Origin of the sequence: Tabrizicola sp., from assembly GCF_030694085.1 — a bacterium.
Lineage (GTDB): Bacteria > Pseudomonadota > Alphaproteobacteria > Rhodobacterales > Rhodobacteraceae > Tabrizicola.
In genome coordinates, this window is sequence record NZ_JAUXZE010000017.1 from 1 (window position 1) to 21,793 (window position 21,793).

The following is a 21,793-nucleotide window of genomic DNA, read 5'->3' on the forward strand; positions in this document are numbered from 1 at the left end:
GTATCCGATCCGGGCGCGGCACATCCGGTACTACGAGGATCGGCACTTTGCGCCGATTGATCGGGCGCGGAAGGGGAAGGCATTGCCAACTATTCAGGGGAGCGGGGCGGATAGCAGGCTAGCGCCTGTCGGGAAGCTGTCAGGGTTGGCTGCGTCCGCTGGACCTGCGGGCGCCGAGGTCTTCGGAGAAGCGGCACGGGTGTTTCAGGAAATTACGGAGAGCGCCAAACGCACACGGAAAGTGCCGATTCGGGTCTAACCGATGCTTAGTCGCTGAACTTCACCGTATGCTCCTACAGGCAAATTCTGGCCCTCAGCGGTCATTCAGCGCTAAAGTGGCGCTGCGGTGCAACATCCCATTGGCCGCCGTTAGTGATTACCACTAGCTGTGTCATAATGATCTGCAAAGTGGCCACTCCACACTCGGGCCTCCCTTTAGTTCCACACCCGTAGGTCTGGCTTCGGCCAAGCCTCTCGTCAGAATCGTGCTTTCGCCTCTGCCAGAAGGGACTGGAGCCGCTCTGTCCAGGCACCAAAGTTCGCTCCGGTCCGAGCGGAAACCTCGATGATTTCGGCCTTCGGGTTCACAGTCGCGATATTGGCGCGACAGGCGGCCTCGTCAAACCCGACATGAGGGGCAAGGTCCATTTTGTTGATGATCACGATGCCAACGGCGCGGAACATGTGGGGGTATTTCAGCGGCTTGTCTTCGCCCTCGGTCGTCGAGATCACCGCGATCTTCATTGCCTCGCCCAGATCAAACATCGCCGGGCACACGAGGTTGCCGACGTTTTCGATCAACAGGAGCGAGCCCGGTGTGGGGTTTAACGCCCGCGCGGCTTCGGCCACCATGTCGGCCTCGAGATGGCAGCCTGCACCCGTGTTGACCTGAATGGCTGGCGCACCAGCAGCGCGGATGCGGTCGGCGTCGTTGGTGGTCATCTGGTCGCCTTCTATGACGGAAATCGCGACCTGACCTTTCAGCGCCTTGATTGTCGCCTCCAGCAGGGCGGTCTTGCCCGAACCTGGGGAGGAAACGAAGTTCAGCGCCAGCACGCCGCGCCCTTCGAACCAGCCCCGGTTGCGGGCGGCGATGGCATCGTTCTTGCCCAGAATTGCAGCTTCGAGTGCCACATGGTTTCCGGCCGGGCGCTGTTGCAGCACATGATCATGCGGATGATCGTGGCTATGGCCGTGATGCGAGTGATCATGCGCATGATGATGATCATGACCATGCTCGTGATCGTGGTCATGCAAATGGTCATGCGGCAGGCCATGGGCATGCGCAAAGGCATGGGCCTCGGCCAGAGTTTGACCGGCTGCGCGCGAAAGCTGCGTAGCCCCAGTATCTACGTTGGTCATCGAGACTTCGCTCTTTGGATCGGCACAGCCGCAGACACCACACATCACGCTTCCTCCCTGATTTCGAAATCCCGCACGGTGAAAGTGTCGCCCTCGGCGTCGATGAAGCCCAAGGTCGCCCCCGCCAGCACGGTCTTGTCCGTCACGATGTCCCAGCAGAAGGCCAGGGCACCCCGTTCGATGCAGGCGCGCGGCCCGATGGCGACCCGCACGCCTTTTATCGGGCGGCCGCGCGCGTGTTCCTCAACGATGGCAGCGATGCTGCGCGCCATGCCAAGCTCATGCATGGGTCCAGTCCTTCTGATGGGTTGGCGGGGATGGCCCCGCCAACAGCGGTCAGCCCATCAGGATCGCGGCACCGGCGACGGCACCCGCCGCACCCACCAGTCGGCGCGAGTTGAGCGCAAGCCCGCCGCCCAGGCGTTCCAGCGTCCGGCCAAGCACGACCCCAGCCGCATGCAGAAGCGCGGTCGCCACCACAAAACCCGCAGCGTAGCCAAGGAACGACCCGGCAGCGCTTCCTTCAGCGCCATGTGCATGGCCGTGGAAGACCGCGAACACGGCGACCAGCGCCATTGCGGGGCCAACCGGCAGTTTCGCCCCGAAAGCCACGGCAAGGCCCATGACGATGACCGAAAGCGCAATCCCCTGCTCGACCATCGGGAGCGGTGTTCCGAAGTACCCAAGCGCACCGCCCGCCACCATCGCCAGCACAAAGGCCGCTGGCACAGCCCAAAGCGACCGCCCACCAAGCTGCGCCGCAAAGACCCCTACGGCGACCATCGCAAGCACATGGTCCAGCCCGGTCAGCGGGTGCAGAAAGCCGTGCATCGCGTCGATATGTGCGCCGGTTCCGGTATGGGCCATCGCCGCCGCGGGCAGCAAGGCCAGAATGGCGGCAAGGCCGCTGGTCAACTTTTTCATGATCGTCCCTCTCCTGTGTTTTCCATTTGGTCAGCAAATTCTGGGCAGTTGTTCGCCCACCAGCATGTCGACGATACGTCCGCCGCCGAAAACGGTTTTCATGACGACAGTGCGCGGATGGGCGGTGGTGGCGCGTCCGATGATGCAGGCCCCGCGCCCAGCCTTGGTCGCCCGCATGGCGACAAGTGCGGCCTCGGCCTGTTCGGGCGGGGTGAAGAGGACCAGCGTGCCTTCGTTGGCAAGGTACAGAGGATCAAGGCCCAGGATCTCGCAGACCCCTTTCACCTCGGCGCGCAAGGGCAGGTCTGCCTCCATGATCTCGATCCCGACGCCCGCCGCATCGGCGATCTCGTTCAGGGCCGAGGCGAGGCCGCCGCGCGTGGCATCGCGGGCGCAGCGCACGGCGGGGGCTGCGGCCAGAACGGCCTCCATCAGGTGGTTCAGCGGCTGGCAGTCGGACTGGATATCCGTGGTCAGGGCCATGTCGCCGCGCGCGGCAAGGATCGCCGCGCCATGGTCGCCCAGCACACCGTTCACGATAGCCACATCGCCGGGCTGCACCGAGGACGCGATCAGGGTCCGCCCCGGCGGGATCACCCCTACGCCTGAGGTCGTCACAAACACCCCGTCGCCCGAGCCCTTGCCGACCACCTTGGTATCGCCAGTCACGATCCTGACCCCTGCCGCCTCTGCCGCCCTTTGCATGGAGGCCGCAATCCGGCGCAGGGTGGTGATCGGCACGCCTTCCTCGATGATGAAGGCCGCCGACAGCCAAAGGGGCCGCGCGCCGCCCACGGCCAGATCGTTGACCGTGCCGCAGACCGCAATCGTGCCGATGTCGCCGCCCGGAAACTCCATGGGTGAGACGACGAAACTGTCGGTGGTAAAGGCCAGCTGCGCGCCGGGTTCCAGGACCGAGGGGTGCATCAGCCGCGCCTGATCTTCCATTCCGGGGGGTGCGAAGACGGAGGTGAAGACATCCTCGATCAGATCGCGCATCGCCTTGCCGCCGCCGCCATGCGCCAGCGTGACCCGGTCGGACACCACGCGGCGAGCAGGGCGAAGGCCGGCGTTCATACCGCCTCCTCCAGCCTGAGGCCGCCGTACTGGTAATAGGCGGCGCAGGCCCCTTCAGAGCTGACCATCAGCGCGCCAAGCGGCATTTCCGGGGTGCAGCCCTTGCCGAATTGCGGGCAGGCGTGGGGCTTGATCCGGCCGGTCATGACGTCACCGCAGCGGCAGCCTTCGGGTTCGGCCACGGCGCGGGGGCCCTTGCCATAGCCGATGCCGAACTTCACTTCGGCATCGAATGCCGCGTATTTCGGACGAATGCGCAGGCCACTCGCGTCAATCTCACCCAGTCCCCGCCATTCGAAGCTGGGGCGCGGCTCGTAAACCTCGGCGCAGGCGGCGATGCTGACGGGGTTGCCGTCATCGGGCACCACGCGGGCATACTGGTTCTGCACCTCCGCCCGCCCGTCGCGGATCTGTTCCAGCACCATCAGCACCGATTGCAGCAGGTCCAGCGGCTCGAACCCCGCAACCACGATGGGCTTGCCGTAGTCGCGCGCGATGAAGTCATAGGGATGGATGCCGATGACCATCGACACATGGCCGGGGCCGACAAAGCCATCCAGCACCATGTGCGGGTCATCCAGCAGCGCCTTGATCGGCGGCGGCACGGTGATGTGGTTGCAGAAGATCGAGAAATTCGTCTGGTTGTCCGCCGCCGCCTGCAGGATCGTCAGCGCAGTCGAGGGCGTTGTCGTCTCGAACCCAAGGCCGAAGAACACCACCTCACGGTCGGGGTGGCGGCGGGCAAGCTCCAGCGCGTCCAGCGGCGAATAGACCATGCGGACATCAGCGCCGTCCGCCTTGGCCTGGATCAGCGATTTCCGCCGCCCCGGCACGCGCATCGCATCGCCGAAGGTCGTCATGATGACGCCGGGGCGTTCGGCAATCTCCACGCATTCGTCGATCCGGCTCATCGGCAGGACACAGACCGGGCAGCCGGGGCCGTGGATGAATTCGAGGCCGGGCGGCGTCAGTTTATCAAGGCCATAGCGGAAGATCGCATGGGTGTGGCCGCCGCAGATTTCCATGATGTGGACGGGTTTGTCCTTGGTCGCACCGATCTCGTCGGTGACGCGCGCAATGGCGGCCAAGACCCCCCGCGCGGCAACCGGATCGCGGAATTCGTCAGCGTATTTCATGATGCGAGCATCCTTTCGGACGCGCGCATCGCCTCGATCTCTTCCTGCGCCTCGCCAAGCTGACGCAGGATGTCGAGGGTCAGCGCGGCCTCTTCTTCGTTGATCCGGCTCATGGCAAAGCCGACGTGGATCAAGGACCAGGCCCCGATCAGACTTTCAATCGGTTCGTCCTTCAGGATGCAGGCGACGTTGACCTGACGGCGCACGCCCATCACCTCGACGATGGCCAGTTTTCGGGTCGCGTCGGCGATTTCAACGATCTGTCCGGGGATGCCTAGGCACATGGGGTTTCCTTTCCGGTGACGGCGAGGGCGACGACAGCCTGACCCAAAGCCAGCCCGCCATCGTTCGCGGGGATTTGTCCGTGGCTGAGGACCTGCTTGCCGGATGCCTCAAGCCCCTGATGCACAAGGGCAAAGAGCGTGGCGTTCTGGAAACAACCGCCCGACAGGGCGACGGTATCGATCTCGGTATCCTTGGTGATCCGCTCAGCCATCCGCACGATGGCCATGGCCAGACCACGATGGAACCTGGCCGCGATCACGCCCACCGGGGTTTCAAGGATCAGATCGCCCAGCATCGCCCGCCAAACGGCCAGCGGCTCGATGTAAGGCATCCCGCGCCCTCCGAGCAGCGGGGTGGAGAAGGGATAGGCGAGGTCCTCGGGTTCTTTCATCGCGGCGGGGTCAATCGCTGCTTCAAACCGCATCGCCGCCTCACCCTCATAGCTTTGCGGCCCCCAGGCCACGCCCGCAATCGCCGCCGCTGCGTCGAAGAGGCGTCCGCAAGAGGTGGACAGCGGCGTGTTCTGCCCCTTCGTGATCATCCCATCCAGCGTCGCGCGGGGGATGTGGGACAGGCGACGATGAATCTCCAACCCGCAGAAGTTCATCGAGAATTCTGCCCAGCCCATCTGCGCCATGAGGTGGGCATAGGCGTTGCGCCACGGCTCTCGCACCGCAGCCGCCCCACCCGGGAGGGCGACGGGCTTCAGACTGCCTGCCCGCCGGTAACCGCGATAGTCGCAGACGAGGAACTCGCCGCCCCAGATCGTACCGTCATTACCCAAGCCGGTGCCGTCCATGGCGATGCCAAGAACTGGGAGGGCGTCCAGCGCGCGGCCATTCTCGGCCAGGCAGGCGGCGATATGGGCGTGGTGGTGCTGGACCGCGATCACCGGGCGACCTTCGGCGCGGGCGTAACCGGCTTGGGTGGCGAGGTACTGCGGGTGCTGGTCCACCGCAATGATATCGGGAGCGTGGTCGAAAAGCCGGGTGTAAAGGTCAAGGTTGCGGGCGGTATCGGCATGGGTCGCCGCATCCTCCAGATCGCCCATGTGCTGAGACAGGATCGCCTGGCCCCCCTTCACAAGGCAGAAGGTGTTCTTCACCTCTGACCCCATCGCCAGCACTTGCAGGTCACGCGAAAAGCCCGACGGCAGGGCAAGGCCAGCGGGCGCATAGCCCCGCGCCCGGCGCAAGAGGCGGGGGCGGCCAAGGTCGACGCGGACGACCGAGTCATCAATGCGGTTCGCAATCTCTCGGTCATGCAGGCAGGCGAAATCGGCGATCTCGGCCAGCCTTTCGCGCGTGTCCTCGTTGGTGATGCACTGCGGCTGGCCCGAGGGGTTGCCCGATGTCATCACCACGGGCCGCCCGATCCGGCGCAGGATCATGTGGTAGAAAGGCGTGTAGGGCAGCATCACGCCCAACCGGTCCAGCCCCGGCGCGATGCTGCCCGGCAGGCTGTTCGGCAGCGATTTCAAAAGGACGATCGGTGCTTCGGGACCGCTCAGCGCAGCGGCCTCCACCTCCGACACCTCGCAGTATTCCCGCACCACTCCCAGATCGCGGGCCATGAGGGCGAAGGCCTTGCCCGCGCGGCCCTTGCGGCGGCGCAGTTCGGCCACCGCCGCCGCGTTCGTCGCATCACAGGCCAGATGCACGCCGCCAAGGCCCCGGATCGCCACGATATGGCCGTTCAGGATCATGCCGCCGGTCGCGTCGATATCGTCCAGCATCGAAAAGGCTTCGTGCTGCACCGCCCCCCGCCCCAGTTTCTCGATCCAGATCTGCGGCCCGCAGCGGCCGCAAGCCACAGGCTGGGCGTGAAAGCGGCGGTCGACGGGGTTGCGGTATTCGGTCGCGCAGGGCTCGCACAGGTCAAAGGGGGCCATCGTCGTCTTGGCCCGGTCATAGGGTGCTGCGGTGACGATGGAAAAGCGCGGGCCGCAGTTCGTGCAGTTGGTGAAGGGATAGCGGTAGCGCCGTTCGAACGGATTGCGGATCTCGGCCAGGCAATCCGGGCAGGTTGCGGCATCGGGGGTGACCGAGCCGCGCATCTCGCCGCCCTCGGAGGCGACGATGTCAAAGCCCTTGGGCGCTTCGGCCTCCAAAGGCTCTACCCGCAATTCCTCGATCCGGGCGAGGGCGGGAAGGCTCGCGTGCAGACGGTCGGGGAAGGTGGCAAGGCCGTCGCCCCAGAGGCGGATCACCACCCCCTCAGCCGTATTCTTCACGTCGCCCGCAAGGCCCATTTCCTGCGCCAGCCGCCAGACGGCGGGGCGAAAGCCCACGCCCTGCACCTGCCCCCGCACGGTGACCTGCGCGCCCCTCATGGTGCGGCATCCCAAATCAGCACGCGGTTGTTGCCGCTATCGGCCACTGCAACCGTATCCCCGAGTGCCGACAACCCGTAGGGCCAGCACAGGCTGTCGCGCATCGCCATGCCCCAGCGGTTGTCGCCCTTGGCGGCGAAATCCGGCTGGCCGGTCAGGCGGTCGGCATGGGCGCCCATCGCGGTATCCGAGAACCCCAGGAGGCGCGAGTTGGCGGTGTCGCCCACCACCAGCCTGCCCTGCAGCACGGCCAGCGCATAGGGCATGTTCATCGCCAGCGACGACGGGTAATAGGCCGCGCGGTTCAGGTCGCAATCCTGCATCGCGCCCTGGCCCAGCACGGCATCGGCGGGCTGGCCATGCGCCACGGGCAGCGCCGTCCAGACCATCACCCGGTTGTTGCCCGCATCGGCCACCGCCAACCCGCCCTGCCAGCCCACCGCCATATGCGGCCAGCGCATCGAGCGGGAGGAGACGGCGGCCCCCGCATTCTCATCCCGGCAGGTGAAACTGTCCTGCCCAAGCACAAGGTCAGCAGGCTGGCCAGTCCTTGCCGGGTCGTCCCAGACCAGCACCCGGCGGTTGCCGGTGTCGCAGACGACAAGCCGCCCATCGACCTCGGCCACGCCATAAGGCCAGTGCAGCGTCGAGGCGGTCGGCGCATCCGCCCCCCGATTGGCCAGGGCACCATCCGGCGCGGATTGGCCCAGGATGATATCGGCCGGGCAGTCTGGTCCGGTCGGCAACTGCCGCCAGATCAGAACACGGTGGTTCCAGGGATCGGCCACGGCAAGGCCACCGCGAAAGGCGACGATCCCCGTCGGCACGTTCAGCGTGGCCGCCGTGACCGGCCCCTTGGCGTTGCGCCCCTCACGGCCAAAGGCGGGCTGGCCCAGCAGGATATCGGCGGGGGTGTCGTCAACCGTTGGCACCGTCCGCCAGCCCAGGACCCGGTGATGGCCGGTATCGGCCACCCAGAGCGAGCCATCGGGGTGCAGGCAGACCCCGCGCGGCCCGAACAGGCGGTGCGCGGCGGGCGTGATCGGGTCTGCCAGCATCCCGCCGTCGGTGCCAAGGATCACCCGCGCGCCCGTGGGATCAAGCAGGGCTGCGCCCAGTGTGACCGTGCCCTCGGCCTTGATCGGCGAAAAGGAATGCGACAGCGAGACCTTCATGGCACGATCCTGATCTGCACACGGCTTCCGATCACCCGCACCGCATGGGCATGCAACTGCACCTCGGGCGCGGTCAGGCACTCGCCGCTTTCCAGCGCATAGCGAAAGCCGTGGAACGGGCAGGTCAGGATACCACCGTCCAGCGCGCCATCTGTCATCTCCAGGCCCATATGGGCGCAGGCATTGCGGAAGCAGGTGACCGTGTCGCCATGGCGTGAGACGATGACCCCCTCACCGCCCACAGTTTCAAAGAGCACCGCCCCATCTGGCAGGCGCGAAAGGTCCAGCGCGTTGTGCCAGGCCCCGCCCAGCGTATCGGCGAAAGGTGAGGTGAAATGCACCGTATCCGCCCCGCCGCCCCCGAGGCCCTTGACCTGCCGCACATCCGTTATTTCGGGCACCGCGTCCTGAATGGCCTTCTTCACCCCGGCGTAGAAGGTCAGCTGCGAGGCCGGGCAGCCATCGCAGGCCCCCAGAAACCGGATATCGGCGCGGTTACCCTCAACGGCGGCCACCTCGGCATTGCCGCCATGGCTCGCCAGCATCGGGCGCACGGTTTCCAGCGCCGCCTCGACCCGTTCGAAAAGCGAGGGTTTCAGGATGCCATGGCGGCGCAGGACGGCATAGACCACCTCATCCCGCACCGCCTCGGCAAGGGCCGCGCCAAAGCCCGGCTGGGACTTCAGGCTGCGGATCAGGCGGCGAAAAGCCTCGGCGTTCAGCGCGTCCAGTGCTTCGGTCTGGGCCTTTGCCCCCATCCGGGCCGCGTCATCCCAATGCTCCGCCAGCGCCTCCAGCGCGCGCAGATCACCCAAGAGCCGGTCAAGGCTGGGGGCATCTGCGGCGGGGGGCGAGGCGTCTTTCATGGCCTCAGGCGTACTTCACGTCTTTGAGCAGGATCGGCTGCGCGATCCCCGCCACCGCCCCTGCGGCAATCGCCGCCAGCCACATTGGCGCAAACTGACCCAGGACCAGCCCAACGATCAGACCCGCACCCGTGCCAATGGCCAGTTGCCGAATCACCATCCGGTTGTCCTTGAAAAGCTTGCCCGCAAAGAACTGCTTTGCGGAATTCACTGCCATGCCGAACATGCGCGCCCCCCTTACGTCAGCGACAACACGAGCACGGTCAGAACGACCGCGACGCTGCCCGAGATGATGCCGTAAAGCCCGCCCATATAGGCGGCGAGTTCCGTGCCGAGGGCGTCCTTGCCGATGCGGATGCCCGACAGGGCTCCGGCACCAAGGGCAGCCGCAAGGCCAAGGATGAGAGAGAGGACAACAGTCACGCGCAGGGTTCCTTCCCGGTCTTGGGTCAATGGCTTTGGTGCGAGGCAAAGGCGCTGTGCGGCGCCAGGGCCGAGGTCAGATCAACAATCGCTTCGGCCACGGAACGGGCCTTCTCGCCCTCTCCGCGCTGTTGGAATATCCTCTGCGCCTCACGCAGAAGGGCCACCGCCTCTTGCACATGGCGCGAGTTGCCCGCTTCGGGGTTTTCCAGATCGTCGGGCAGGTTCGCTAGGCAATTGGCCTTGTTGGCGATGGTGTTGGCATAGGACTCGGGCATGTCGCGCAGGGTGCGGACCTTCAGCGCCTCGTCATAGGCATCCAGCGCGCGCAAGCAGTTTTCTACCCGGTGCGCGGTCGAGACATACTGCAGCGCATTGCCAAGGTTGTTTTGCAGCATGGCATATTCAACCGGATGGTCGATCAGAGTGACGACCTTCAGCCCTTCCTCGAACGCTTGCACCGCCAACGCCTCACGCAGCTTGCCGCTTTCGTCTGTGAAGGGCATCGACATGAAGGCGGTGGCCAGGTTGTTCTGCAGGATGGCGAATTCCTTGGGGTAGGCCGATCTGTCGAACGTCCGCAAAGCCCGCTGATAGGCGCTGATCGCGGGCTGGATCGGCATCATGCCCCATCCGGCGAGGGTCTGGCAGATCAGGCCAAGGTTCATCTCGGCCTCGGCGATCTCGGCATCGGACCCTTCGGCGGTCAGGGTTGCGATGGCGGTGGTGATTTCCGCCTTCGCGGCCTTCATCGGCCCCTCATCCTCGGCCGGGACGGCCATCAGCGCGGTGGCAAGACGGGCGCGGATGCGGGCACCGCCCAGGGCCTCGCCCGCAGGAACAAGCGTCAGGGCGCGGCGGTAAAGGTCAACGGCGGCGTGCAGGTCGGCCGCTTCGCGCGGGGCCTGCTGCAGGCCCATCGCGATTTCCATCAGCATCTGCGCCTTGTCGGCGTCGGACGCGTCGGCGTCCTCGACAGCGATCAGCGCCGCATCGACCTGCTGCTTGGTGCGGCTGGTTGCAGCCATGGTGGACTCCCTCCCCGCGCGACTCGGGCGTGTCGCGTCTTCTTGTGCGGAAAGAAGATCACTTGCCGCGCGTTCTGTCTACTTTCTTTTTCAACTGAAAATCATGTTTGCAATTCTGGCGGCAGTTCTGCGCAAAGCGCGCCCTGATCGGATACCCAGTTTGCTGGCAGGTCGGTCAGGTTCAGGCCCAGCAGACCCTGATCCTGAAACACGTCCCGCGCTTGCGCCACGCGGTCCCCCGCAGCATTGCGGAGCTTCAGAAGACAGCCACCCGCCGTTGCCTGATGCACCGGCAGGATCATCAGAGTGCCGTCGCGGATCAGCACCACCACCGAAGCGATGCCGCGAAAATAGGTCTCGACCACCACCGCGGGCAGGTAGACCGACCCGTCCCGTACCGACACGACCGCCGTCATGCCGCCAGCCAGCCATTGATAAGGCCGCGAACCCGCCCTGCCACGCTGTGCGCCGCAGCCTCGACCGGGGGGCTCAGCGCCAGGCCAAGGTCAAGCGTCGCCGCCTCGATCAACAGGACGACCACCGTTGCCGGGTAGGCGTCTCCATAGATGCGGCGCCCGGCATAAAGCGCATGGTCCCAGCGGAATTCGTGCAGGCCCGCGCCTTTCGCGGGCGGTGCGGCCAAAACTTCGCCCGGCACCTCATACACCGCGCCGGGATTGCCGCCGGGCACGCGGGCATCCACGACCACCAGATGGGTGGCCCCGCGTGCGCGATACATGGCTGTCATGCCGTCTGTGCCAACATCAAAGAGCCGCACCTGAGGCGGCAAACCCTTGTCCCGCAGAAGCGCAATCACCCGTGGCCCCACCCCATCATCGCTGCGGTTCGGATTGCCGCAGCCAAGTACGACAATGTCAGGCCCCTTCAGATCCGCCATAGCCTGCAGGACCATTCCGGCTCGACCGGCAGCATCAGTTCGGGCAGATCGCAGAACCGGGCGTGAACCTTGTAGTACATGCAGGTCTCGCAGGGCTGCGGCATGTCTTCGGCCACGATGGTGTGAACGGTAAAGCCTGAAATCACAAGCTTTTTTTCCAGATCATCGCCCGCTTCCTCCTGCAGGCGGCGGACCAGCGCGTTCACCTCTTCGCTGCTGCCGGCGCGGGGCCAGACCTCGGTCTGCAGGCCCCCTGCAAGGCGGCTGGCAATTTCCTGGCGCAGGGCGTCCATGTCCATCTTCCCCCCCTCAGATCCGCCACAGGCGGCACCACCAGTCCGCCTTGGCGGGCAGGTTCAGCTCCGGCAGGTCGCACCAACGCTTGTGCACGAGGAAATACATGCATTCCTGGCAACGCATCTTGTCGGGGCCGTAAGGCTCCAGCAACCAGCCGGAAATCACCAGCTTTTTCCGCAACTCGTTCGCATCCAGCGGGCGCAGGATGTCCAGAAGCTTGGAGAACTCCTTGTCGGTCTCGGGGAACGGCTCCACCTCGGTGACCAGCCCGTCGGCGAACATGTCCTCGATCATCTGCAGCAGCATGTCATGGCTGGCCTCTGCGGGGGTGACCCCGTAGCGCGCGATGAATGTCTGGTTCCGCAGGCTGCGGTTTGCCTCCTCTGTCATGGCTTTCCCCTCCCCGGATGCAGCCCTTGGCGGTCGGGATGTCGCCCGACCGCCGCTCTCCGGATCAAGCCGTCCTGAAGCGCGCCAGTTCCTCGCCGGTCTGGCCGTCATGGGCATGCACCGTGCAGACGAGGCAACTGTCATAGGACCGGCAGACGTGACCGACCTCGACGGGATCGTGCTTGTTCTTGATCGGCGTGCCGATCAAGGCCTCTTCGATCGGGCCGCGCTGACCGTCGGCCGAGCGGGGGCCGACGTTCCAGGTGGTGGGGGCGATGATCTGGTAATTGGCAATCTTGCCGTTCTTCACCTCGATCCAGTGGCACAGCGCACCCCGGATTGCCTCGGTCGCTCCCCAGCCCTTGCCGTCGCGCTCGGTCGGTTTGATGTACCACTCGTCGTTCAGCCGGAACTCGCGCAGGATGCGCTCGGCCTCGCGATAGAGGATGCACAGCTCATGCATCCGCGCGAAATGGCGCAGCATGATCGAGGCGCCGCCCATCTTGCGGTACATGTCCAGTACCAGCCCGTCAGAATGCTGGAACGCCTGCCCGGTGGTGTTGCCCGCGATCAGACGGCGGGCCAGCGGCCCGGCCTCGAGCGCGCCGGATTCCGCATGGCGCACAGCGGTGCCCCAGGAATACTTGCCTGCCGGATCGACCTTGTTCTTGGCGATGGGCTTCGTCGTGCGGTCGAACGGATGGACCGCCGCGCCCTCATCGTACCAGGCGTGGGTCGTGTCTTCACGGGTGAAGATATGCTCCATCGGCCCGAAGGTATCAGTCGCACCGTCATAGGTGCCCGACTTCATGATCACCGCACTGGACCGCCCGTCGATGGTGGGTTTGTTGTACTTGTCCTCATGCGGCAGGTAGCCCCAGGTCACGAAACGCCCATGGCCCTTGCCATAGTGCTGCAGGCCGATCTCCTTGGACATGCGCCAGAACAGGCCCAGGTCGGAATTGGCGTGCTTAGGGCTTTCCTCAAGCCAGGCCTCGAACTGTTCCAGCGTCTGGATTTCCTCGTACCGCTCCATCGAGCAGCCGAGCCACAGGGGTTCGATCCAGTTCTGGCGGAAATGCTCCAGGATCGACCAGGCCCGCGTCACGTCGGTCAGGGTCGGTGCGCACATCACGCCGCCCGGCACCATGAAGGACGAATGTGGCCATTGCCCCCCCAGAAGCGCGTAAATCTCGACCGGGCGGCCCGAGATGGTGACCCCCGCCTCATAGGAGGTGCCGGTGAAGGGCGAATAGCGCTTGACCGCTTCGGCGTAGAAGGGCGACGCGGCATAGTTTTCGTTGGTGTAGTCGATCATGAACAGGCCGTAGTGGTGGCGCGGCAGCGATTGCAGCGACTCCACGATCTGACCCAGGTTCCGCGCGAGGATGGCGTTGCGCGGCACGGTCGTGCCCCAGGCCGTATCCAGCGCCCAGGCGGCGCAGGTCAGGTGCGAGGCCCCGCAAATCCCGCAGGCGCGGGGGGTGACGACAAGACCCGCCTGCGGGTCCTTGTCCTTCAGGATCACCTCGAACCCGCGGAACAGTTCCGCGTGGGTCCAGGCGTTGGTGACTTTGCCGCCCTCGATTTCCACCCGCACGTCCAGATCGCCTTCGACCCGGCCCACAGGAGAGATGTCGAGCGTCTCGACGGTTGCTGCAACTGCTGACATGTATTTGCTCCCTGTTCGCGGTTCAGACCACGAAGATGTCTTCTTCGGCCCATGCGGGGGCCATTCCCTTGGCGGCGGCGGTCAGCTTGATATAGCCGACCTTGTCGACGCCCGTCGGCATGTCCTTGGGCACGCCCATCACCGTCTGCGTCTTGAACACCGTGCCGGGGTTCAGATCGAAGAAGGGGAACTCCGGTTCCGTGCAGCCAAGGCAGGGCATCCCGGCGCGCGTCTTGGACGAATGGCGGTTCCACAGGATGCGGTTGCAGGGGCTGTGCGTCATCGGGCCCCTGCAGCCGAGGTCATAGAAGAGGCACCCCTTGCGCTGGCCGAAGGCGGTGGTCGAGACCTTGTAGGCAAAGTGCATGTTCCGGGTGCAGCCAGTCTGAGTAAAGGACGAGAAGAACGTCTTTGGCCGGTGAAACTCGTCCAGCGTCAGATCGCCCGCACGGCCCGTGGCGACGGCGACAAGGATCTGGGTGACCCAGTCCGGGTGCGCGGGGCAGCCGGGAATGTTGATGACTGGCAGGCCCGATTTCGCCTTGAACCCGGCACCCAGCGACCCGCCCTTGGCGCGCTTCAGGAACTGCATCCCCACGCTTTCCGACGGGTTCGGCGCCATTGCCGGGATGCCGCCATAGGTCGCGCAATCGCCGATGGCGACCACGAAATCCGCAGCGCCCGAAAGCTCTTTGACCCACTCCTTCATCGGGCGGCCGCAGAAGCGGTTCCATTCCCCCGTACCGTTGGGCGCGTTGATCACGGTGCCTTCGAAGACGAAGATATCCAGCTTGATCTCGCCCGAGATGCACTTCTGCAGGATCGTCTTGACGTTGTCGCCAAGCTCCAGACCCAGCGAGGGTTGCCACAGGATGTTGATACCGAAATCGGTCACCAGATCGCAGGCGCTTGGTTCCTCGGCATTGAGGAACGACATCGTGTTGCCCGAACAGGCGCCGCCTTGCAGCCAGAGTAGATTAGCCATCCGTTCCTCCCGGTGATGACGCCACTTGCCGGATGCGACAGCGGCACGATCAAGGTGATCGGCTCTGAAGTGGCCGATCTTCCTGACATGCTAATCGGGGAAGCGGGCTGTGGGAAATCAACTCGGGGGTCGGCCAACGGTTATTGCTGCAACGAAGTGTAAACTGAAAACGATGCCGAGTGCGGCCCTGCAAAGTTTCTTTGCAGCGACTTTAGCAGCGACCGCCGCAGACCGGACAACGCGCCTCGCCGAAATAGCTGTACCAGATGCCGTTGCAGCGGTCACACCAATGGCCCTTGGCGCTGATCGCCACGGGGCCAAGCGATTTCGACAGGGCCGTCAGGCCAAGGTCGCGAGGTTTCGCGGGCGCTTTCGCCGGGCGCGGGCCGGGGAACGGCACGACGACAGATCGTTCAGGCTGTTCGCTCATCCCCCACGTCCCCGTTTGATATCGTACCGCTTGATCTTGTTCGCCAATCCGACCCGGGACAGCCCAAGGTCGGTTGCCACCTTGCTTTGGTTCCAGTGGCTACGGTCCAAGGCCTGCAAGACAATAGCGCGCTCAAGGCTTTCGACCATGTCTTTCAAAGTGCCGCCCGTGGGTGCGAACCCACCCGAACCCGTGTCATTGATCGGCGTGGAGGAAATCTTTTCGGACAAATGGCGCAGGGCGATGTAGCCGCCCTGTTCGGCCACCGCGACCATGCGCTGGACCTCGGTCTCTAGCTCGCGCACGTTGCCCGGGAAGGGATAGGCCTCCAGATGCTTCAGGGCATCGGTGGTCACCCCAAGGACGCGCCGCCCGACAACTCCGGCGTATTTCTCGACGAAGAACCGGGTCAGGACCGGAATATCCTCGGGCCGGTCGGCCAGGGCGGGCACGTCCAGCTGAAACCCGCGCAGCCGGTAGTAAAGATCGCGGCGGAAGGTGCCTTGCTGCACCATTTTCTCGATCGACTTGTTGGAGGCCGCGATGATCCGCACATCACTGTGCAGCATCGTGTCCGACCCGAGGGGCTTGACCTCGCCCTCTTGCAGGAAGCGCAACAGCGCCACCTGAAACTGGGGCGAAATTTCGGACACCTCATCCAAAAACACCGTCCCGCCATCCGCCGCCCGGAACAGGCCCAGCCGGTCCGAAATCGCCCCCGGAAAGGCCCCCTGCACATGGCCGAAGAGTTCCGAGTGCAGCATGTTCTCGGCGATGCCGCCGCAGTTCTGGACCAGCATCGGCGATTTGCGCCTGCCCGAGTTGAAGTGAATGGCTCGCGCCAGCAGTTCCTTGCCGGTGCCGGTGTCGCCCTGGATCAGCACGGGCATGTTGGTGCTGGCCGACATCTTCGCCTCGGCCACCAGATCGGCCATCTTGGCGCTGACGAAGACCAGCCTTTCGAACTGCGAGTAGCCACCTTGGACCGATCCGTCGGCGGTGGTCTGAAAGATGTCCTCATCCAGTGACAGCTTCAGCTCGCGACTGAGGATGCGGTGCCGCCTAGCCAGTTCCGCCTGTTCCAGCGCGCGTTTAGCCATTACGCCCAGCTGTGCCGGGTCCAAAGGCTTGAACAGAAACACGTAGGCGGCCGTCCGGTTGGCAAGCTGGAACCCCTCCGGCGTGCTTGTGGGGTCGAAGACCACGATCCGGGCGCAGGAGGTATGCGCAAGGCGCGAATGGATCAGCGCGCTTTCATCGATGTGTCCGCTGTCTCCGCAATCATACAAGAACAGGTTTACGAGAACCTCGTCCATCCGTCGGATCGCGGTGCGGTCATCCTCGCAGTAGATCAGCCGATAGCCGTCAGCCTCGCTCAGCGCCGACGATACGGCAGCAATCACCCCGGGATCCGTCGATTTCAGAAGAATAGTCTGAACAATGCTCAATTGGATCGGGTTCCGTCGGTCAGCGGCTTCAACCTTCACTGCCTTGCCAATCAGGTTTACACACTGCATGCTTCGCTTTCAAGTCGGTTGCTCAAAAAGCGGTTGGACTGCAATCCCATTGCCTGCATTCGGTGACCGCTGTCAGTGTACATTCGGGCAGTTCCAGATCCTGCCTAACGGCAGTTCCGCGCCCCGCTGGACCATTTGCTCAGAGTAGACACACCCGCCGGCGCGAATGACTACTATCCTGGAATGCTGCAGGTGCGATGACGCACCTGCTCGGTTCCACGTTCCGCCCTTCGCGATCCTCAGAGGCACAATATCTCCGCCACCCCACGCCGCCCGCCCTGCCGCGAAAGCTGCACCACCAAGTCCACGCTCCCCTCACAATACCGCTTCACCTCTTCAAACCCCATACCCAGCCCAGCGGCCATGACCATGATCGCCAACCTATCGATGGCTTTCCGTGCAGTGTCGGCATGGATCGTCGTGAACGACCCACCGTGCCCGGTGTTGATTGCTTCGAGAAAAGTCCGGCTTTCCTCCCCCCGCAGCTCGCCTAGGATAATCCGATCAGGTCGCATCCGGAGCGAGGCTTCCAGCAGCCGCGCCGGTGTCCGCTCGCCTTGGGCACTACGATCTGCCTTGAGTGCCACGGCGTTCTCCTGACGGGGAAACAGCTCATAGGAATCCTCGATGGTCAGGATTCGCTCCCCAAGATCCACCATCGATAACAAAGACCGAGCGAATGTCGTCTTGCCGGTCGAGGTGCCGCCGGAGATCAGGATGTTCATGCGCTCTTCGACGCAAAGACGCATGGCCTCGACGACCTGCCCAGCCTGAGCCAGCTTCATCGCCTCCTCCGCTCTCTTCCGACGCTTGGCGTCGAGATCGACGAGACCACCGTGTAAGAGGCGCGGCTCGATGAGCTGATCGGCAGAAACCTTGAATGGCCGAAAAGTAATGGCCATCCCGCCTTCCACGATGGGCGGCGCCACAACCTGCGCCCGGATCGCCACATCGCCCCAGACGATCTTTCCAGAAACGGTCGGCTTCTTGTCGGAGAACTGCACGCCAACGGCAGAAGCTATTGCCTGCCCAAGGTTGTTAGACAGGACCCGATCGATGGACAGATGCGCGACCCGCTCCATGTGCGTCGCGCCCTTCCGCTCGATCCAGACCTTTCCATCGGGGTTGATCGCCACCTCAACCAGATCGTCTCGCATAAACAGGGGTGCAATCGGTGTCAGGTAGGTGCCGAGGAAACTCGGCCGATCATCCATCACCAAATTTCCAGATCGCGGTCGACCATGACCGTGATCGCGGCCCCAGGGGCGACCGTGATGATTGGCGGCAGGCTCGTATAGGCCTCGACCGCTGAGCCCATGGCCGCACTCAGGTCCTCGCCCATGCTCTCAGCCATGTCGGAACTGATCTCGTCGGTGTATTTCGCGGCGGCGACGGCGGGGGCCGCCCCGAGAAGGGAGATGAGCGCAGCCGACCCGAACCGTGCACCGAACCGGGTGTTTACCGTGCCGGTGATGCCGGAACGACCTTGGGCATCGCCACCGAAGGCTTCCATCTGCACGGACTGCCCATCCGGGGTGACGAGCCGGGTCCAGGCCACAAGAATGCGACCTTGGCCGATGGCCACGTCTGAGGAATAGTCCCCGAAGAGGCGCGAGCCGGCGGGGATCAGGATCTGGGCCTGATCGAAGGACCAGACCGGCCGGGTCACGATCGCTGTGATCTGGCCAGGCAGGCTCGAGTCGACCGCATTCTCGAGCGTTGCTTCGATCATCGTGCCCTGAAGTACGGTGTTCGACGGATTGGCGATCACCTGGCTCACTTCGGTGGCGGTGGCTTCCCTCCCTGACTGCACGAAATCCCGACCTGCCGCATCTCGGCCCTCGGCTGCGGCCTCGGGCATCCCCATACCGGCATCCCCCGCGCCACCCTTCTGACCATCGTCGAAGACGACCGAAGGCGAGGCCACGCGGGCAGCAAGCTGCGCCGCGCGCTCGGCACGTTTGGCCGCCAATTCTGCTTCCCGCGCGGCATCGACGGCACCAGCGGTGTCGGCGCTTGCCTTCAGAACGGCGATCTCCTGATCGAACTGCCGCCGCATGTCCTCCATGAGCGCGAGGTTCTGGGACTGTGCCTCTTCGAGCGCGAGCGCCAGTTCCTTGGCTGTCTGGTCCTTCTCGGCATCGGCCCTGTCGGCAAGATCACCCAACTCGCGCTGCAGCCGTTCGACCTCGGACTGGAGTGTGGCGTTCCGCGCTTCGAGGTCTTCGCGCTGTGAGGCCAGTTCCCCTTCGATGTCTGAGAACCCATCACCTGAGGGCTTCGCTTCCGGTCCCGGCTCAATCGCGCCGAAGGGCGAGCCGCCACCCTGCTCCTGGAATTCCTCGACAGCGGAGGTTTCCACATCGGGGATGGCGCGGCTGGAAGGCCAGACCGTCCAGAGCGCGGCAAGGCTCGCCCCGGCTAGCAGTGCGCCCATGCCAAGCTTTTGCTGCCGGGTCATTTTTGGCGTGGGTCGCTCGACCTTGTAGTCTGGCTCAGTGCCCTTCTGCGGATCGGTCATCTCGGGATCAGCCATGTCAGAACTCCCATCCCTGAAGCTTGGCGAGCAGGGCCGGATCGGTGGTCACGCCGCCGTCCACGCGCTCGATGCACAGAACCTGGCCGCCGATCCGGATCGAATAGGCGGAGCGCAGGCCCGAGACGCGGACGATGCTGCCGCGCGTGCCGGAGTTCAGCGTCACTTCGCGTCCCGTCGCATCGACGCCGAAGATCGAGGGACGAAGGCCCGGGGCGAAGGCGAAGTAGGTCGCTTGCCCATCATTCCAGATATGGACGGGCTTCAGGGTCTCATCGCCCGACCAGGCATAGCCGATGTCGCGCGAACCTGCGGCCACCGTGCTGCGGGCGGTCCGGCTTGTGCCCGTCTCAGGATAGCGCAGGACGAGCCGATAGGTCGGGTTACGAGACCTGCCCTCGCTGATCGACAGCGAGATCGTGCGCCGCCCAGTATAGATCGTCATGTTGGTCTCGGCCCCGGCGATCAGGGGTTTCACGGAAACCGTGGTCCGGTTCGAGAGCACCTCGACCTCGAAGGCTTCACTGTCGCCGAGAAGGACCGAGTCGATCCGCTCTCCGGCGCCCAGTTCGATGGCGGTGTTCACGCGGAGATGCGTGTCGAGCCGGATGACATCGACGGGGTTGTAGAGGACCGACCGGACGCGCGCGTCGGCACCCATCGATGCGGGGGCGACTTCGGCGGAGGTAACAGTCGCGAAGCCGAGGGCGCAGGCGAAGGCAAGTCCCGGGAGGAGGAGAGAACGGGTCATGGATTGGTCTCCAGGGTTTCGGCGTCGACGCGGTAGGCCGAGACGGTGAAGCCGAGCGGGTTTTCCCAGACATGGGCGAGGGAGCGTTCGGTCTTCGGCTCGAAGGCGAACTCGACCGTCGCGACAAAGGGCTGCGTCACCGGCTCCTGCTTCGTCTTGCGCAGGGTTTTCAGGAAACGGATCTGGGCGACGTCTCGCGCGAGGAACGTGATCCGGCGCACGGTCACCGTGACTTCCGCACCGGGCCCATAGACATCGGGCGGATAGGCCGTGTTTCCCCCGCCTTTCGACCAGAGAAGGCGCAGACTTTCTTCGGCACCCCCTGTCGAGCGGCGCTGCACGCTCTCAAGCCGGGCCTGAATGCCGGCCAGAAAATACCCTTCGCGGTCGGAGACATAGGCCACGAGGAGGCTTTGCTTCAGCGCCTCCTGGTCCTCGATCCCGGTCGGCGCGACCTGCAGGATGTTTTCTGCGTCCCCGGTCTGGCGATCAACGAGGACGGTGAAGACCTGGGTTTCCCGCAACGGCAGGACGAGGACCAGCGCGGTTGCAAGGATCAGGCTTAGCCCGCCTGCGGCGCTTGCCACGATCCAGGCACGCCGAGCCGAGAGGCGTGGCTCCAGAACGAGATCGACATCAAACCCATGCGCCTCCATTGGCGTTCCTCCACTTCTCGAATTCTGGGGCATCAGTTCTTGTTTGGTGTCCGGCTGGCGAGCCGCATTGCTGTTTGCACGGCGGACCGGCCGACCTGTCCGGCGGTATTGCCGTTCAGGCGTGCATCCGATGGACGGCGGCCACCGGCATCCAATCCAGCCGCTCCCCGGCCAGCGCCGATCGCGGACGCGATGCCGGTGCGCCCATATCCCTTAGCGCTGTCAGCTGTGCGGAAGGTCGAGGCTGCGACGCTTCCAAGACCGGTTGCGGTTGACGCGAGAGACTGCGCGATCGTCGGCACCATGGCCATGAGGCCGGTGCCGAGCATCATGACGACCACGAAGCTCAGGACGTCGCCGATGGTTTGGACGGATGCCAAGGAGGCGGGTGTCAGGTCGCGAGCGATCGCGATGGTGAAGGCCGCCATGCCCGAGGTCAGCATCGGATAGAGAGCAAAGCCGAGGGCGAGGTTCACCCACCGATCGAAGAGAGGGGCGGTCACTTTGAAGAGCGTGCAGGCAATCGCGATCGGCGCGAAGATCACGAGGACGCCGATCATGATCTTCGCTGCCGAGATCACAATGATCGAGACGGTTGCCATCAGCGCAGCCACGAGGAACATCAGAAGGCCCGCGAGGGCACCGGTGATATAGCTGCCGTTCTGGCTGATCGCCTGCCCGACATCCAGGGCCTGAAGGTAGAGCGAGTCGAGCCCCTCATAGAGGTTGCCTGATCCACCGCCGAAGGCCTCGAGGACGACGGCCCCGACCTCGCTGGGGGCATTGGTCAGGACGCCATAGACCGAATTGAAGTTCGTCCAGGACGACAGGAAGGCCGAGGCAACCGCGATGCGGACCATCAGGCCGAGCCCGTTGCGCAGGGTCATTGGCACGGCCTGCGCTATCAGGTTGATCCCGACCAGGGCCACCACCAGAACCGAGCCGACCCGGAAGACCGGTACGATCTCGGCGGCCACGGCGTCGAACGCCGTGGCGCCAACCGCGGTAGCGGCAGCATCGACCTGGGTCAGGATGTCGGCGATGATGGCCATG

Annotated in this window: 25 protein-coding genes; all 25 read right to left on the reverse strand. The window is 64.6% G+C overall.

The genetic code is table 11. From position 1 onward, the window contains the following. Positions 1-477: 477 nt before the first annotated feature. The 25 genes from hypB to Q8M85_RS02870 all read right to left on the reverse strand — a co-directional run bounded on the left by hypB (position 478) and on the right by Q8M85_RS02870 (position 21,792). Entirely contained in the window at positions 478-1,362 is an 885-nt protein-coding gene (gene hypB, locus Q8M85_RS02750) for a hydrogenase nickel incorporation protein HypB (RefSeq protein ID WP_305539936.1), read from the reverse strand. A gap of 44 nt (positions 1,363-1,406) precedes the next feature. After that, positions 1,407-1,649, reverse strand: coding sequence for a hydrogenase/urease maturation nickel metallochaperone HypA (locus Q8M85_RS02755; protein WP_305539939.1), 243 nt, complete (start codon positions 1,647-1,649; stop codon positions 1,407-1,409). A 49-nt stretch (positions 1,650-1,698) separates the two neighbouring features. Further along, on the reverse strand, positions 1,699-2,286 hold the full coding sequence (locus Q8M85_RS02760; RefSeq protein ID WP_305539941.1) for a HupE/UreJ family protein: 588 nt from the start codon (positions 2,284-2,286) through the stop codon (positions 1,699-1,701). Positions 2,287-2,316: 30 nt separating this feature from the next. Then, on the reverse strand, positions 2,317-3,363 hold the full coding sequence (gene hypE, locus Q8M85_RS02765) for a hydrogenase expression/formation protein HypE (RefSeq protein ID WP_305539944.1): 1,047 nt from the start codon (positions 3,361-3,363) through the stop codon (positions 2,317-2,319). Further along, the gene (hypD, locus tag Q8M85_RS02770; RefSeq protein ID WP_305539947.1) at positions 3,360-4,499 is read right to left on the reverse strand and encodes a hydrogenase formation protein HypD; all 1,140 of its coding nucleotides are present in this window, start codon (positions 4,497-4,499) and stop codon (positions 3,360-3,362) included. The genes hypE and hypD overlap by 4 nt, the downstream gene beginning before the upstream one ends. Continuing rightward, the gene (hypC, locus tag Q8M85_RS02775; RefSeq protein ID WP_305539949.1) at positions 4,496-4,783 is read right to left on the reverse strand and encodes a HypC/HybG/HupF family hydrogenase formation chaperone; all 288 of its coding nucleotides are present in this window, start codon (positions 4,781-4,783) and stop codon (positions 4,496-4,498) included. The genes hypD and hypC overlap by 4 nt, the downstream gene beginning before the upstream one ends. Then, positions 4,774-7,116, reverse strand: a complete 2,343-nt coding sequence (gene hypF, locus Q8M85_RS02780; protein WP_305539952.1) for a carbamoyltransferase HypF — start codon at positions 7,114-7,116, stop codon at positions 4,774-4,776. Before hypF ends, hypC begins: the two co-directional genes overlap by 10 nt. Further along, positions 7,113-8,291 carry an NHL repeat-containing protein gene (locus tag Q8M85_RS02785; protein ID WP_305539955.1) on the reverse strand — a complete coding sequence of 393 codons (1,179 nt, stop codon included), beginning with the start codon at positions 8,289-8,291 and terminating at the stop codon, positions 7,113-7,115. Before Q8M85_RS02785 ends, hypF begins: the two co-directional genes overlap by 4 nt. Beyond that, positions 8,288-9,157: a NifU family protein gene (locus Q8M85_RS02790; protein ID WP_305539958.1), complete on the reverse strand. Its 870-nt coding sequence runs from the start codon at positions 9,155-9,157 to the stop codon at positions 8,288-8,290. The genes Q8M85_RS02785 and Q8M85_RS02790 overlap by 4 nt, the downstream gene beginning before the upstream one ends. A 4-nt stretch (positions 9,158-9,161) precedes the next feature. Beyond that, positions 9,162-9,383: a hypothetical protein gene (locus Q8M85_RS02795; protein ID WP_305539961.1), complete on the reverse strand. Its 222-nt coding sequence runs from the start codon at positions 9,381-9,383 to the stop codon at positions 9,162-9,164. A gap of 11 nt (positions 9,384-9,394) precedes the next feature. Then, complete coding sequence (locus Q8M85_RS02800; protein WP_305539964.1) at positions 9,395-9,580, reverse strand: hypothetical protein; 186 nt, start codon at positions 9,578-9,580, stop codon at positions 9,395-9,397. A gap of 26 nt (positions 9,581-9,606) precedes the next feature. Further along, complete coding sequence (locus Q8M85_RS02805; RefSeq protein ID WP_305539967.1) at positions 9,607-10,608, reverse strand: hypothetical protein; 1,002 nt, start codon at positions 10,606-10,608, stop codon at positions 9,607-9,609. Between the two features lie 101 nt (positions 10,609-10,709). Continuing rightward, positions 10,710-11,024: a hypothetical protein gene (locus Q8M85_RS02810; protein WP_305539969.1), complete on the reverse strand. Its 315-nt coding sequence runs from the start codon at positions 11,022-11,024 to the stop codon at positions 10,710-10,712. Further along, the gene (locus Q8M85_RS02815; RefSeq protein WP_305539971.1) at positions 11,021-11,521 is read right to left on the reverse strand and encodes a hydrogenase maturation protease; all 501 of its coding nucleotides are present in this window, start codon (positions 11,519-11,521) and stop codon (positions 11,021-11,023) included. The genes Q8M85_RS02810 and Q8M85_RS02815 overlap by 4 nt, the downstream gene beginning before the upstream one ends. Next, positions 11,494-11,805 carry a hypothetical protein gene (locus Q8M85_RS02820; RefSeq protein WP_305539974.1) on the reverse strand — a complete coding sequence of 104 codons (312 nt, stop codon included), beginning with the start codon at positions 11,803-11,805 and terminating at the stop codon, positions 11,494-11,496. The genes Q8M85_RS02815 and Q8M85_RS02820 overlap by 28 nt, the downstream gene beginning before the upstream one ends. A gap of 10 nt (positions 11,806-11,815) precedes the next feature. After that, positions 11,816-12,193, reverse strand: coding sequence for a hypothetical protein (locus Q8M85_RS02825; RefSeq protein WP_305539975.1), 378 nt, complete (start codon positions 12,191-12,193; stop codon positions 11,816-11,818). 64 nt (positions 12,194-12,257) lie between these two features. Beyond that, positions 12,258-13,865, reverse strand: coding sequence for a nickel-dependent hydrogenase large subunit (locus Q8M85_RS02830; protein WP_305539977.1), 1,608 nt, complete (start codon positions 13,863-13,865; stop codon positions 12,258-12,260). A 22-nt stretch (positions 13,866-13,887) separates the two neighbouring features. Then, the gene (locus Q8M85_RS02835) at positions 13,888-14,850 is read right to left on the reverse strand and encodes a HupU protein (protein ID WP_305539978.1); all 963 of its coding nucleotides are present in this window, start codon (positions 14,848-14,850) and stop codon (positions 13,888-13,890) included. 211 nt (positions 14,851-15,061) lie between these two features. Continuing rightward, positions 15,062-15,280: a hypothetical protein gene (locus tag Q8M85_RS02840; protein WP_305539980.1), complete on the reverse strand. Its 219-nt coding sequence runs from the start codon at positions 15,278-15,280 to the stop codon at positions 15,062-15,064. Beyond that, on the reverse strand, positions 15,277-16,683 hold the full coding sequence (locus Q8M85_RS02845) for a sigma-54 dependent transcriptional regulator (protein WP_305539982.1): 1,407 nt from the start codon (positions 16,681-16,683) through the stop codon (positions 15,277-15,279). The genes Q8M85_RS02840 and Q8M85_RS02845 overlap by 4 nt, the downstream gene beginning before the upstream one ends. 353 nt (positions 16,684-17,036) lie before the next feature. Next, positions 17,037-18,011: a P-type DNA transfer ATPase VirB11 gene (gene virB11 / locus Q8M85_RS02850; RefSeq protein ID WP_305539984.1), complete on the reverse strand. Its 975-nt coding sequence runs from the start codon at positions 18,009-18,011 to the stop codon at positions 17,037-17,039. Continuing rightward, positions 18,011-19,333, reverse strand: coding sequence for a TrbI/VirB10 family protein (locus Q8M85_RS02855; RefSeq protein ID WP_305539987.1), 1,323 nt, complete (start codon positions 19,331-19,333; stop codon positions 18,011-18,013). Before Q8M85_RS02855 ends, virB11 begins: the two co-directional genes overlap by 1 nt. A 1-nt stretch (position 19,334) precedes the next feature. Next, positions 19,335-20,084: a TrbG/VirB9 family P-type conjugative transfer protein gene (locus Q8M85_RS02860; protein WP_305539988.1), complete on the reverse strand. Its 750-nt coding sequence runs from the start codon at positions 20,082-20,084 to the stop codon at positions 19,335-19,337. After that, positions 20,081-20,740 (reverse strand): virB8 family protein, encoded by a 660-nt coding sequence (locus Q8M85_RS02865; protein ID WP_305539990.1) that lies wholly within the window; start codon positions 20,738-20,740, stop codon positions 20,081-20,083. Before Q8M85_RS02865 ends, Q8M85_RS02860 begins: the two co-directional genes overlap by 4 nt. Before the next feature lie 32 nt (positions 20,741-20,772). Then, the gene (locus tag Q8M85_RS02870; RefSeq protein WP_305539992.1) at positions 20,773-21,792 is read right to left on the reverse strand and encodes a type IV secretion system protein; all 1,020 of its coding nucleotides are present in this window, start codon (positions 21,790-21,792) and stop codon (positions 20,773-20,775) included. Position 21,793 lies beyond the last annotated feature (1 nt).

Excerpts from the sequence above, each read along its gene's own strand:
- hypB (WP_305539936.1), bottom strand. The coding sequence starts at position 1,362 with ATGACCAACGTAGATACTGGGGCTACGCAGCTTTCGCGCGCAGCCGGT.
- Q8M85_RS02755 (WP_305539939.1), bottom strand. The coding sequence starts at position 1,649 with ATGCATGAGCTTGGCATGGCGCGCAGCATCGCTGCCATCGTTGAGGAA.
- Q8M85_RS02760 (WP_305539941.1), bottom strand. The coding sequence starts at position 2,286 with ATGAAAAAGTTGACCAGCGGCCTTGCCGCCATTCTGGCCTTGCTGCCC.
- hypE (WP_305539944.1), bottom strand. The coding sequence starts at position 3,363 with ATGAACGCCGGCCTTCGCCCTGCTCGCCGCGTGGTGTCCGACCGGGTC.
- hypD (WP_305539947.1), bottom strand. The coding sequence starts at position 4,499 with ATGAAATACGCTGACGAATTCCGCGATCCGGTTGCCGCGCGGGGGGTC.
- hypC (WP_305539949.1), bottom strand. The coding sequence starts at position 4,783 with ATGTGCCTAGGCATCCCCGGACAGATCGTTGAAATCGCCGACGCGACC.
- hypF (WP_305539952.1), bottom strand. The coding sequence starts at position 7,116 with ATGAGGGGCGCGCAGGTCACCGTGCGGGGGCAGGTGCAGGGCGTGGGC.
- Q8M85_RS02785 (WP_305539955.1), bottom strand. The coding sequence starts at position 8,291 with ATGAAGGTCTCGCTGTCGCATTCCTTTTCGCCGATCAAGGCCGAGGGC.
- Q8M85_RS02790 (WP_305539958.1), bottom strand. The coding sequence starts at position 9,157 with ATGAAAGACGCCTCGCCCCCCGCCGCAGATGCCCCCAGCCTTGACCGG.
- Q8M85_RS02795 (WP_305539961.1), bottom strand. The coding sequence starts at position 9,383 with ATGTTCGGCATGGCAGTGAATTCCGCAAAGCAGTTCTTTGCGGGCAAG.
- Q8M85_RS02805 (WP_305539967.1), bottom strand. The coding sequence starts at position 10,608 with ATGGCTGCAACCAGCCGCACCAAGCAGCAGGTCGATGCGGCGCTGATC.
- Q8M85_RS02810 (WP_305539969.1), bottom strand. The coding sequence starts at position 11,024 with ATGACGGCGGTCGTGTCGGTACGGGACGGGTCGGTCTACCTGCCCGCG.
- Q8M85_RS02815 (WP_305539971.1), bottom strand. The coding sequence starts at position 11,521 with ATGGTCCTGCAGGCTATGGCGGATCTGAAGGGGCCTGACATTGTCGTA.
- Q8M85_RS02820 (WP_305539974.1), bottom strand. The coding sequence starts at position 11,805 with ATGGACATGGACGCCCTGCGCCAGGAAATTGCCAGCCGCCTTGCAGGG.
- Q8M85_RS02825 (WP_305539975.1), bottom strand. The coding sequence starts at position 12,193 with ATGACAGAGGAGGCAAACCGCAGCCTGCGGAACCAGACATTCATCGCG.
- Q8M85_RS02830 (WP_305539977.1), bottom strand. The coding sequence starts at position 13,865 with ATGTCAGCAGTTGCAGCAACCGTCGAGACGCTCGACATCTCTCCTGTG.
- Q8M85_RS02835 (WP_305539978.1), bottom strand. The coding sequence starts at position 14,850 with ATGGCTAATCTACTCTGGCTGCAAGGCGGCGCCTGTTCGGGCAACACG.
- Q8M85_RS02840 (WP_305539980.1), bottom strand. The coding sequence starts at position 15,280 with ATGAGCGAACAGCCTGAACGATCTGTCGTCGTGCCGTTCCCCGGCCCG.
- virB11 (WP_305539984.1), bottom strand. The coding sequence starts at position 18,011 with ATGGATGATCGGCCGAGTTTCCTCGGCACCTACCTGACACCGATTGCA.
- Q8M85_RS02855 (WP_305539987.1), bottom strand. The coding sequence starts at position 19,333 with ATGGCTGATCCCGAGATGACCGATCCGCAGAAGGGCACTGAGCCAGAC.
- Q8M85_RS02860 (WP_305539988.1), bottom strand. The coding sequence starts at position 20,084 with ATGACCCGTTCTCTCCTCCTCCCGGGACTTGCCTTCGCCTGCGCCCTC.
- Q8M85_RS02865 (WP_305539990.1), bottom strand. The coding sequence starts at position 20,740 with ATGGAGGCGCATGGGTTTGATGTCGATCTCGTTCTGGAGCCACGCCTC.
- Q8M85_RS02870 (WP_305539992.1), bottom strand. The coding sequence starts at position 21,792 with ATGGCCATCATCGCCGACATCCTGACCCAGGTCGATGCTGCCGCTACC.